At 35.4% G+C, this 12,953-nt stretch carries 10 protein-coding genes; all 10 read left to right on the top strand.

Annotation, left to right across the window (positions count from 1 at the left end):
* Positions 1-96 precede the first annotated feature (96 nt).
* The 10 genes from MT340_RS02690 to nreB all read left to right on the top strand — a co-directional run bounded on the left by MT340_RS02690 (position 97) and on the right by nreB (position 12,944).
* Positions 97-810, top strand: coding sequence for a sirohydrochlorin chelatase (locus MT340_RS02690; RefSeq protein WP_243588681.1), 714 nt, complete (start codon positions 97-99; stop codon positions 808-810).
* A 236-nt stretch (positions 811-1,046) separates the two neighbouring features.
* Positions 1,047-3,458, top strand: coding sequence for a nitrite reductase large subunit NirB (nirB, locus tag MT340_RS02695; protein ID WP_243588682.1), 2,412 nt, complete (start codon positions 1,047-1,049; stop codon positions 3,456-3,458).
* Positions 3,459-3,461: 3 nt separating this feature from the next.
* Positions 3,462-3,776 (top strand): nitrite reductase small subunit NirD, encoded by a 315-nt coding sequence (gene nirD / locus MT340_RS02700; protein WP_103328512.1) that lies wholly within the window; start codon positions 3,462-3,464, stop codon positions 3,774-3,776.
* Complete coding sequence (gene cobA, locus MT340_RS02705; RefSeq protein WP_243603560.1) at positions 3,767-4,711, top strand: uroporphyrinogen-III C-methyltransferase; 945 nt, start codon at positions 3,767-3,769, stop codon at positions 4,709-4,711. The genes nirD and cobA overlap by 10 nt, the downstream gene beginning before the upstream one ends.
* Positions 4,712-4,962: 251 nt before the next feature.
* Positions 4,963-8,646: a nitrate reductase subunit alpha gene (locus tag MT340_RS02710; RefSeq protein WP_243603561.1), complete on the top strand. Its 3,684-nt coding sequence runs from the start codon at positions 4,963-4,965 to the stop codon at positions 8,644-8,646.
* The gene (gene narH, locus MT340_RS02715) at positions 8,636-10,189 is read left to right on the top strand and encodes a nitrate reductase subunit beta (RefSeq protein ID WP_243603562.1); all 1,554 of its coding nucleotides are present in this window, start codon (positions 8,636-8,638) and stop codon (positions 10,187-10,189) included. Before MT340_RS02710 ends, narH begins: the two co-directional genes overlap by 11 nt.
* Positions 10,182-10,757 carry a nitrate reductase molybdenum cofactor assembly chaperone gene (gene narJ / locus MT340_RS02720; RefSeq protein WP_481906653.1) on the top strand — a complete coding sequence of 192 codons (576 nt, stop codon included), beginning with the start codon at positions 10,182-10,184 and terminating at the stop codon, positions 10,755-10,757. The genes narH and narJ overlap by 8 nt, the downstream gene beginning before the upstream one ends.
* Complete coding sequence (narI, locus tag MT340_RS02725; protein ID WP_243588687.1) at positions 10,750-11,430, top strand: respiratory nitrate reductase subunit gamma; 681 nt, start codon at positions 10,750-10,752, stop codon at positions 11,428-11,430. The genes narJ and narI overlap by 8 nt, the downstream gene beginning before the upstream one ends.
* A 20-nt stretch (positions 11,431-11,450) precedes the next feature.
* A complete protein-coding gene (nreA, locus tag MT340_RS02730; RefSeq protein WP_243588688.1) occupies positions 11,451-11,900 on the top strand; it encodes a nitrate respiration regulation accessory nitrate sensor NreA in 450 nt (149 codons plus the stop codon).
* Between the two features lie 9 nt (positions 11,901-11,909).
* Entirely contained in the window at positions 11,910-12,944 is a 1,035-nt protein-coding gene (gene nreB, locus MT340_RS02735; RefSeq protein WP_243588689.1) for a nitrate respiration regulation sensor histidine kinase NreB, read from the top strand.
* The last annotated feature ends 9 nt before the right edge of the window (positions 12,945-12,953 follow it).

Below are 12,953 nucleotides of genomic sequence, written 5' to 3' on the forward strand. Positions count from 1 at the left end.
TTTTAAAAACATATTATTTAATTCAACATTAACTATTGTTACTTCAAGATGTTGCATATTAGTAATTCATTTTCGAAAAGAAAGGGATGAGGGGAATTGGTAGCAAACATTTTAGTTGCACATGGTATGCGTAAAGGGGACCAAAATAAAGCGCTAGGTGACTTTCTAGATCGTCTTTTAAGTGATGAAACATATAATTATGAACTGGCGTTTATTGAAAGTGAAGAAAAAAGCATCGAGAATACGATTGGGCGATTGATTGACCAAGGTGAAACAGAATTTAAAGTAGTGCCTTTATTAATTTTTTCAGCGATGCATTATATTGTCGATGTACCCAATATTTTAGAAAACATTAAGCAAGCGCATCCTAACATTCGTTATGAAATTAGTGAGCCTCTTGGTACGCATGATTATATGGTGGATTTAGTTGAAAAACGCATTAATGACGTACATATGGATGCTACGACAAATTATGCGATTGTGATAATTGCGCATGGCAGTTTCTCTTATACTAAAGCACATGATGAACTTAAGGAATTTAGTGAAAAGTTAACACAAGAAGTGCCGATTTATTGTCGTACGTTATACGGAGATATCACATTTAAAAATGACCTCGATCAACTATCACGCGACTATGGTGAATTAATTGTTGTACCGATGTTTCTATACGATGGACGATTAGTGAATAAAGTAAAACGACTAATTTCAGAAATGGATATTGAAGGCACATTACATATCACACCGTCTATTAATTTTGATAACATACTTAAGTTGATTATTAGTGAACGTTTAGAACAGCTACATATATAAATTCTCAAGCCTCTCTTACATGACAATGTAAGGGAGTTTTTTCATGTTTCAAGTAAGAAATAGTGTATTAGGGAAATCCCTACTTTTATTAAAATATGTGAAAATAATCACAAAAGTAATCGAAAATGTTATAAAATAACAGTGAAGAAAGTAGTTGTAAATTCTCAATAATAATATATTTATAATTTTAATCATTATAAATAACTAAATTTTAAGTGATAAAAGGGGCATATTTTATGACTAAACAAAAGCTTGTAATGATTGGTAACGGTATGGCAGGCCTTAGAACAATTGAAGAAATATTAGAACGCTCAGACTCAATGTTTGATATTACAATCATTGGCAAAGAACCTTATCCAAACTACAACAGAATTATGTTATCTAATATTTTACAAAAGAAAATGACAGTCGAAGAAACAATTATGAATCCTTATGAATGGTATGAGGAAAACAATATTCGATTAATCGTGGATGACCCAGTTGAAACAGTGGATAAAACAAACCAAACTGTGACGACTTCTAAGGGCATAGAAGTTCAATATGATATTTGTATTTTTGCGACAGGTTCAAGTGCATTCGTATTACCTATACCAGGTTCAGATTTACCTAGTGTGATCGGATGGCGCACAATCGAAGATACTGAACGCATGATTGAAATAGCTAAAACGAAAAAACGTGCAGTGGTTATCGGTGGTGGCTTACTCGGGTTAGAATGTGCACGTGGTTTAATGGACCAAGGAATGGATGTCACTGTCTTACATTTAGCTGAATGGTTAATGGAGATGCAACTCGACCGTAAAGCTGGCGAAATGTTGAAAGCAGATTTAGAACGTCAAGGTATGAATATTGAACTGCAAGCCAATTCGAAAGAAATTATGGGTAATGAAGATGTTGAAGCGATTAAATTAGCTGATGGTCGTGTGATTGAAACAGATTTAGTAGTCATGGCGGTTGGTATACGTCCATTCACTAAAGTTGCGAAATCAGCAGGATTAGAAGTAAATAGAGGTATTGTCGTTAATGATTACTTACAAACATCTGACCCTAATATTTATGCTGTCGGTGAATGTGCGGAACATGCTGGTAAAGTATATGGTTTAGTAGCACCACTATATGAACAAGGTAAAGTGCTTGCGGACTTTTTAACTGGTAAAGAGACAGATGGCTATAAAGGCTCTACTACATTTACTTCGTTAAAAGTTTCTGGCTGTGATTTATATAGTGCGGGTCAAATTGTTGAAAATGAAGACGTCCACGGCATCGAAATTTTTAATAGCGTCGATAACATTTACAAAAAAGTGTATTTAAGCAACGGACAAGTGGTTGGCGCAGTATTATACGGTGATACTGATGATGGTTCGAGATTTTACAGCATGATGAAGAAAAATGAATCATTAGAAGATTATACGTTAGTATCATTACTTCATAAAGGCGGTGAAGATGCAGCAACGTCAATTGCTGATATGGCTGATGATGAAACAATCTGTGGATGTAATGGTGTCGATAAAGGAACAATTGTCAATGCGATTACTACTAAAGGTTTAACATCTGTTGAAGAAGTGACTAAAGCAACTAAAGCAGGTAACTCTTGTGGTAAATGTAAAGGTCAAATCGGTGAACTTTTAAAATGCACATTAGGTGATGACTTTGTCGCAGCAAAACCTACTGGTATTTGTGCTTGTACTGATTTAACACGCGATCAAATTGTGACTCAAATCAGATCTAAAGGTCTTAAAACATCTAAAGAAGTACGTCACGTACTTGATTTTAAAGATAAAAATGGTTGTCCAAAATGTCGTTCAGCGATCAACTACTACTTAAATATGGTTTACCCTCATGACCATCAAGATGAAAGAGAATCACGCTTTGCGAACGAACGTTACCATGCTAATATCCAAAACGATGGCACATTCTCAGTTATTCCACAAATGCGTGGTGGGGTGACAGATGCAGATCAATTAATTCGATTAGGTGAAGTAGCTAAGAAATACAACGTGCCTTTAGTGAAAGTGACTGGTTCACAACGTGTTGGTTTATATGGTTTGAAAAAAGAAGAACTACCTAAAGTATGGGCAGACTTAGGCATGCGTTCAGCTTCTGCTTATGGTAAGAAAACACGTTCAGTTAAAAGTTGTGTAGGTAAAGAATTCTGCCGATTCGGTACGCAATATACGACACGTTTAGGTATTCGTTTAGAAAAAACATTTGAATATATCGATACACCTCATAAATTTAAAATGGGTGTTTCTGGTTGCCCACGTAGTTGCGTAGAATCAGGTGTTAAAGATTTCGGTGTTATTTCAGTTGAAAATGGTTACCAAATTTATATTGGAGGTAACGGCGGTACTGATGTAACAGTTGGTAAACTCTTAACTACTGTTGAAACAGAAGATGAAGTTATTCAATTATGTGGTGCTTTAATGCAGTATTATAGAGAAACTGGTATCTATGCTGAAAGAACTGCACCATGGCTTAACCGTTTAGGCTTTGACAATGTTAAAGAAGTCTTACTTGATCCTGAAAGACAAAAAGAATTATTCGATAGAATTATGGATGCTAAAAAAGCAATTGATGGTCATGGCGAACCTTGGTCAGCTATCGTTGAAAATAAAGACGCACAAAAAATCTTTGAAGTTGAGAAGGTGTAAAGGATGAAAGCAATGGAAAAAGTAAAAGTGACTACACTTGAAGAATTAACACCATTAATTGGAAAAAAAGTAATCGTTGATGGTAAACAAATTGGCCTTTTCCTAACAGAAAGTGGGGAAATTCACGCTATTAATAACATTTGCCCACATAAACAAGGACCTTTATCAGAAGGTACAGTCAGCGGCGAGTTTGTGTATTGTCCACTTCACGATCAAAAGATTGATTTAAGAAACGGTGAGGTTCAAGAACCAGATACGGGTTGTGTAGAAACATATAAAGTCGAAGTACATGACGGAGACGTCTACGTATGTCTGTAAATGAAGAAGCGAAAGTTTATTTGATCGGAGCAGGACCAGGTAATCCTAACCTGTTAACTAAAAAAGCAGAGCGTATCCTTCGTAAAGCAGATGTGATACTTTACGATCGTCTCGTCAATCCAATGATTATCCAATATGCGCCACCTTCAGCTGAAGTGATAGATGTAGGTAAAAAGCCTTATGCGAAACACATTCAACAAGAAGAAATTAATTTGAAGATTGTGGAAGCGACTAAAAGACATCGTATCGTCGTTCGTTTAAAAGGTGGAGATCCCGCTATATTTGGACGTGTTACTGAAGAAATCGATACATTAAAAGCACATGGTATTGCATACGAGATTGTTCCAGGTGTAACATCCGCAAGTGCAGCCGTAGCTAATATGGATATAGGTCTAACGATGCGAAGTATTGCGCCTAGTGTGACATTCTCAACAGGGCACTTCAAAGATTCAATAAACCATGAAACAGATATTCGTAATCTCATTAATGGCGGAACACTAGCGATTTATATGGGCATTAAGCGATTAGGGCATATCATTAAGCAAATCACTGCCTATACTAAAGAGGATTATTCTATTGCGATCGTTTTCAATGCAACTTGCTATAATCAGAAGGTCATCATCGGTAAGCTCAGTACGATTGAAGCGCAGTTACAACAGCTCAATTTAGAGAGTGAACCAGGCATTTGTATTCTAGGTGCGATGGTTGATTATATAGATAAAGATAAAGTGGAACAGCATGAAGCACAGCACGACGAAACTTTATATGTCATTACCGGTCCGAAAGATAAAGCGATGTTAACTGCTGAAGATTTTTCGGAAAAGGGTCAACGCTGTCTACTCGCATATGATGATCATCATCATGTATCCCAACAACGGTTATATCAAAGTATTATAGACAATCATCATTCCAAATTTATTGAAGCGGCGTACTAAGTGTTTGAACTACTTTATAAAATAGTACATAGCCATACAGAAATTGATAATACATCATTTCTGTATGGCTATTTTTGCATTTATGAAAAATCATTTTAATTCCTAGCGTTTTTAGGGATTTCACTATATGAAATAGGCATTTCCCTAATATATTTACTTTGTGAAAAAATGTACAATAAACTTAAATTAATAAGTAATTAACACATAACGTAACATGCTAAATACCTTAATCGGTAGGAGGATTTATATAAATGGGAAAATTTGGATTAAACTTTTTTAAACCAACTGAAAAATTTAATGGTAATTGGTCAGTACTTGAAAGCAAAAGTAGAGAATGGGAAAAAATGTATCGTGAAAGATGGAGTCATGACAAAGTAGTCAGAACGACACATGGCGTGAACTGTACAGGATCATGTTCGTGGAAAGTCTTTGTTAAAAATGGCGTTATCACGTGGGAAAATCAACAAATTGATTATCCTAGTTGTGGACCTGACATGCCTGAGTTTGAACCTCGTGGATGTCCACGTGGTGCATCATTTTCATGGTATGAATATAGCCCGTTGCGTGTTAAATACCCATATATCAGAGGGAAATTATTAGATTTATGGACAACAGCTTTAGAAGAAAATAATGGTAACCGTATTGCGGCATGGGCTTCAATTGTTGAAGATGAAGATAAAGCTAGAACGTATAAAGAAGCACGTGGTATGGGCGGTCATGTACGTTCTAATTGGAAAGATGTTACGGATATTATTGCTGCGCAAATCTTATATACGATTAAAAAGGATGGTCCAGATAGAATAGCTGGATTTACACCAATTCCAGCAATGTCTATGATCAGCTATGCAGCAGGAGCAAGATTCATTAATTTACTAGGTGGTGAAATGCTTAGTTTCTATGATTGGTATGCCGACTTACCACCAGCATCTCCACAAATTTGGGGTGAACAAACAGACGTGCCTGAATCAAGTGACTGGTACAACGCTTCTTACATCATTATGTGGGGTTCTAACGTACCATTAACACGTACACCGGATGCCCATTTTATGACAGAAGTAAGATACAAAGGAACTAAAGTTGTTTCAGTAGCACCTGATTATGCTGAGAACGTTAAATTCGCAGATAACTGGTTAGCGCCAAATCCTGGAACAGATGCTGCAGTGGCACAAGCCATGACACACGTGATCTTACAAGAATTTTATGAAGATAACCCAAGTGAAATGTTCATCAATTATTCTAAGCAATATTCAGATATGCCTTTCGTGATTATGTTGGATGAAGATGACAATGGTTATAAAGCAGGAAGATTCTTACGAGCAAGCGACTTAGGAATGGAAAGTGACAATAGTGAATGGAAACCAGTCATTCATGATACAATTAGCCATCAATTTGTAGTACCAAACGGCACAATGGGCCAACGTTGGGAAGAAGGCAAAAAATGGAATTTGAAATTAGAAACAGAAGATGGCACTAAAATAAACCCTGCAATGTCAATGGCTGAGGAAGATTATGAACTTAAAACAATTCAATTCCCATTCTTTGACAGTAAAGGAGACGGCATCTTTGAAAGACCGATTGCTACAAGAAAAGTAACATTAGCAGATGGTAAAGAAGTATATGTAGCGACAGTCTACGATTTGATGACAAGTCAATATGGCATTAAACGCTTTAATCATGAATTAGAAGCAAAATCATATGACGATAAAGAATCTAAATATACACCAGCGTGGCAAGAAGATGTGACAGGTATCAAATCTGAATTAATCACACAAGTAGCAAGAGAATTTGCACAAAATGCTATTGATACTAAAGGTCGCTCAATGATTATTATGGGTGCCGGTATTAACCACTGGTTCAATGCAGATACAATTTATCGTGCTGTTTTAAACTTAGTTTTATTATGTGGCTGCCAAGGTGTAAATGGTGGCGGTTGGGCGCACTATGTTGGACAAGAAAAATGTCGCCCTATCGAAGGATGGAATACAGTCGCTTTCGCAAAAGATTGGCAAGGGCCACCACGTTTACAAAATGGTACAAGTTGGTTCTATTTTGCAACAGATCAATGGAAGTATGAAGAGTCTAACGTAGATAAATTAAAATCACCATTAGCTCAAAATATTAAGCATCAACATCCAGCGGATTACAACGTCACTGCTGCTAGATTAGGATGGTTACCTTCATATCCTCAATTTAATAAAAACAGTTTACTATTCGGTGAAGAAGCTAAAGACGCGGGCGACGATTCTAATGAAGCAATTTTAAAAAGAGCGATTGAATCAGTTAAGAATAAAGACACACAATTTGCAGTTGAAGATCCTGATTTAAGAAAAAATCATCCGAAAACATTGTTTGTATGGAGATCAAATTTAATTTCAAGTTCAGCTAAAGGTCAAGAATACTTCATGAAACATTTATTAGGTACACGTTCAGGATTAATGGCTGAACCTAATGAAGATGATAAACCTGAAGAAATTAAATGGCGTGAAGATACAGTTGGGAAATTAGATTTACTCGTTTCATTAGACTTCCGTATGACAGCTACACCACTTTATTCAGATATTGTGTTACCAGCTGCTACTTGGTATGAGAAACATGATTTATCATCAACAGATATGCATCCATTTGTGCATCCATTCAATCCAGCGATTGATCCATTATGGGAATCTCGTTCAGACTGGGATATTTATAAAACATTGAGTAAAGCAGTTTCCGAAATGGCGAAAGATTATTTACCAGGGACATTTAAAGATGTCGTAACCTCACCATTAGGTCATGACTCTAAACAAGAACTTGGCTCAGAGTACGGTATTGTCAAAGATTGGTCTAAAGGTGAAGTTGAAGGTATTCCAGGAAAAACAATGCCAAACTTCTCAATTGTAGAGCGTGACTACACAAAAATCTATGATAAATATGTCACATTAGGTCCTTTACTTGAAAAAGCGAAAGTAGGCGCGCATGGCGTAAGTTATGCAGTGAAAGAGGAATATGATGAATTGAAGAGTATGGTTGGTACTTGGAATGATGAGGATGAAAATTCAGTGAGAAATAATCGTCCGCGTATTGATACTGCACGCAAAGTAGCTGATGCAATATTAAATATTTCATCAGCAACGAATGGTAAACTCTCACAAAAATCATATGAAGATTTAGAAAATCAAACAGGTATGGAATTAAAAGATATTTCTAAAGAACGCGCGTCAGAAAAGATTTCATTCTTAAATATTACATCACAACCTCGTGAAGTAATACCAACGGCTGTGTTCCCAGGTTCAAATAAAAATGGACGTAGATATTCTCCATTTACAACAAATATTGAACGTTTAGTACCATTCAGAACTTTAACAGGTAGACAAAGTTACTATATCGACCATGAAGTCTTCCAACAATTTGGAGAAAGTTTACCAGTATATAAACCAACATTGCCACCTATGGTCTTTGGAACAAGAGATAAACAAGTAAAAGGCGGACAAGATGCTTTAGTATTACGCTACCTTACACCACATGGTAAATGGAATATTCACTCAACATATCAAGATAACGAACGTATGTTGACATTATTTAGAGGTGGCCCAGTAGTGTGGTTATCAAATGAAGATGCTGAGGAACATGGCATTAATGATAATGATTGGTTAGAAGTTTATAACCGTAACGGTGTTGTAACTGCAAGAGCTGTCACATCACACCGTATGCCTAAAGGCACAATGTTTATGTATCATGCACAAGATAAACATATTGAAACACCAGGATCAGAAATCACTGACACACGTGGTGGTTCACATAATGCTCCAACAAGAATTCACTTAAAACCTACACAACTTGTAGGTGGTTATGCACAAATTAGTTATCACTTTAACTATTATGGTCCAATTGGAAATCAACGAGATGTTTACGTAGCCGTTAGAAAAATGAAGGAGGTAAATTGGCTTGAAGATTAAAGCGCAAATTGCAATGGTGTTAAATTTAGATAAATGCATTGGTTGCCACACTTGTAGTGTTACATGTAAAAGTACTTGGACTAACCGTCCAGGTGCTGAATACATGTGGTTTAACAACGTAGAAACTAAACCAGGTGTAGGATATCCGAAAAGATGGGAAGACCAAGAACACTATAAAGGTGGTTGGGTTTTAAATAAAAAAGGAAAATTAGAACTTAAAACAGGAAACCGATTATCAAAAATTGCCTTAGGTAAAATCTTTTACAATCCTGACATGCCTCTTATTAAAGATTATTATGAACCATGGACATATAATTACGAACATTTAACAACTGCGAAAGAAGGTAAACATTCGCCAGTAGCCAAAGCACATTCAATCATCTCTGGAGATAAAATTAATCTTGAATGGGGGCCTAACTGGGAAGATGATTTAGCAGGAGGACATATTACAGGTCCAGAAGATCCAAACATTCAAAAAATAGAAGAAGATATTAAATTCCAATTTGATGAAACATTTATGATGTATTTACCTCGTTTATGCGAACATTGTTTAAATCCTAGCTGTGTCGCTTCATGTCCTTCAGGTGCAATGTACAAACGTGACGAAGACGGCATTGTTCTTGTAGACCAAGATGCATGTCGTGGTTGGCGTTACTGTATGACAGGTTGCCCTTATAAAAAAGTTTACTTCAACTGGAAGACAAATAAAGCAGAGAAATGTACGTTCTGTTTCCCAAGAATTGAAGCAGGCTTACCTACAGTATGTTCAGAAACATGTGTTGGTAGAATGAGATATTTAGGCGTACTTTTATATGATGCTGATAGAGTTCACGAAGCTGCCTCTACTGAGAATGAACAAGATTTATATGAAAAACAATTAGATATTTTCTTAAATCCATTTGATGAAGAAGTGATTGAACAAGCGGAAAAAGATGGCATTAGCTATGAATGGATTGAAGCAGCACAAAATTCATCAGTCTATAAATTAGCAATTGAATATAAAATTGCGTTTCCATTACACCCTGAGTATAGAACAATGCCTATGGTTTGGTATTGTCCACCACTTAGTCCTATCATGAGTTATTTTGAAGGTAAAAATGCTGGCCAAAATCCTGACATGATTTTCCCAGCAATTGAAGAAATGCGTTTACCAATTGAATATTTAGCAAATCTATTTACAGCAGGTGATGTGCAACCTGTTAAAGAGTCACTTCAAAAAATGGCGATGATGAGAAGTTACATGCGCTCTCAAATTACTGGTAGAGACTTCGATAGTTATAAACTTGAAAGACTTGGTTTATCAGAAATCCAAATCCAAGAAATGTATCGTTTATTAGGCTTAGCGAAATATGAAGATCGCTTTGTTATTCCAACTTCTCATAAAGAAACGTATTTGGATACGTATCATGCGCAAGGTAGTCAAGGTTATGGAGGAGAGTACTTCGGTGATAATTGTGAAGGCTGTGGTGTGCCAGTAGGTTCAGGAAAAACAGGACAAGAAATTTATAATGATAATTTCTATGGAGGTATTTTCCGTGATTAATTTACAACAATTTCACTACTATCAAGAAAGTTTAGGTTATATTGCACAGCAGCTTAATTTTCCTGAAAAGCTTACCTTCCATCCAAAAACGTTTAATGAAACAATTGATAAATCTCATCCTGGCTATGAAGATTTAATAAAATACCGTGAGATTATGCATCAATTCTCATTATCAGAAATTAAAGCAATTTATACAGATACGTTTGATTTTAATAAAAAAACGCCACTTTATATGACTTATAATAAGTTTAATACGCAAAAAGAACGTGGTCAGATGTTAGCTAAATTGAAAGTTTTATATGAAATGTTTGGTTTAAAAATGGCAAGTAATGAGTTGTCTGATTATCTACCTTTAATGTTGCAATTTTTACATGTGGCGCAATGGCAAGACGATCCACGTGCTGAAGGAAACTTAGAACTTGTTATTATGATTATTGAAGATGGTACGTATGAAATGGCGAATCAATTAGCACAAGATAATAACCCGTATGCATATGTGATTCGTGCGCTGCGCAATACACTTAAAGCATGTTTAAATATTCCAAATGAGGTGACGTCTCATGCTTAATCAATTTTTATGGATTATCTTTCCATATCTATGTGTGGCTATTTTTATAGTAGGTCATATTGCACGTTACAAATATGATCAATTTTCATGGACAGCTAAATCAAGTGAATTAATCGAGAAGAAACAGCTTAAATGGGGAAGCTTATTGTTTCATTTGGGTATTATCCCCGTATTCTTTGGTCATGTAGTTGGTTTAGCTATTCCAGCTAAATGGATAGATGGCATAGGTGTAAGTGAAGGGATGTATCACTTTGGTGCTGTTTATATCGGTAGTATTTTTGGTATAATGACATTTATTGGTATGTTACTTTTAACAGCGAGACGTATTACTATCAAAAATATAAGAAGATTAAGTTCAGCTTCAGATATTTTTGTGAATTTCTTATTAATATTAATTATTTTCATGGGATGTTATTCAACTTTAGTAACGAACGCTATGATAAGTGATTTCGATTATCGTCAAACGATTTCTATTTGGTTTAGACATCTTTTCACATTTTCACCAGATGCGAATTTAATGACTGACGTGCCACTATCATTTAAGATTCATATTTTACTTGGATTTACAATTTTAGCTTGCTGGCCATTTACGCGATTAGTGCATGTGTGGAGCGTGCCTTTATCTTATACAAATAGACGATATATCGTTTATCGCAAACATAAAACACGCTAATGATGAAAGGAGAGACTTAAGTGCTCACTGAACCTTTAATTAAGGAAGAAACTTTTCAAGACGAATTAAATCGTTTACGTATAGATGAAGGTTATGATTTTGCTGGAGTAGCATTATACGAAGATTATTCGACAGCATCTCCTATTAAATGGCGATATGTATCTGGCAATTTGAATCATCGTTATAAAATGATTATTTTGAGAAAAGGTCGTGGACTAGCTGGCATGGTAATGAAAACGGCAAAACGCATGATATTGTCACACGTGTCCGAAACTTTGCCACCTGAAGAAAAAATTAAATATCCTATCTTAATTAGTGAAGAATTGACGGCAGTTATTGCTATACCACTATGTCACGACCAAAAAGTGTATGGTGTTCTATTATTAGGACAACGGGATGAAAAACCTCTTCCTGATAATCATAATTTAAATATTAGTGGTAAGTTATGGGCATTTACTGAAGAAATGTAGGTGATATATGTGCTAAATACTCAGGAACATACCTTAGAGGATTTGCTTAAAAAGTATTACGAAAAAACAAATGAAAAAATTGTCTTTATTAATATTGACGGCAAAGTGATTGCGATGAATGAAGCGGCTCAAGAAATTATATCCCTGGATAACAATTACAGTGTCATGACGGATGCGATCTGTAGACGCTGTGAAGGGTATTCTAATGAATTTGCACTTCAAAGTTGTATCAATTGTTATTTAGATACATCAACACCTAATGATAAGAACTTTCAAGTGTTTATGAAGACGGTTAACAATAAAGTGCAACCTTTTACTGCTTCTTATCAATGTATTGATGAAGATGAAAAAATATATGCATTTACACTACAAGATATTTCACCTCAAATTGAGCGTCAAGAAAAGATGTATCAGCGTCAAATGTTACGTAAAACAATATCTGCACAAGAGAATGAAAGAAAGCGAATTTCTAGGGAATTGCATGATAGTGTGGTTCAAGAAATGCTTAATATCGATGTAGAATTAAGATTATTGAAATACCAACAAGAGATGTCACAATTAATAGAAAAATCAGAGCATATCGAAAGTCTAATGTCTAACTTAATCAATGACATACGCAATCTGTCTGTAGAATTGAGACCATCATCACTAGATGATTTAGGGTTGGAAGCGGCATTTAAGTCATATTTTAAACAATTTGAAGAAAACTATGGATTAGAAATTATGTATCAATCGAATATTAAAGATCAACGATTTAATAGTGAAATTGAAACTGTAGTTTATCGGGTGGTACAAGAAGCTATCTTTAATGCTTTGAAATATGCTGGTGTCAATTCAGTTGATGTATCAGTTCAACAGACTGAGAATAATTTGATAGCGGAGATTGTCGATAGAGGAAAAGGGTTTAATCCTAATTCACAACCACAAGGGACTGGCTTAGGACTATATGGGATGAATGAAAGAGCCGAACTTGTTAAAGGAAAAGTGGATATCGAAACACATATAGGAAAAGGGACGATTATTACATTAGAAATACCACTTTAGAGGACGTTA

The sequence above is a fragment of the Staphylococcus sp. NRL 16/872 genome, from assembly GCF_022815905.2.
Classification (GTDB): domain Bacteria; phylum Bacillota; class Bacilli; order Staphylococcales; family Staphylococcaceae; genus Staphylococcus.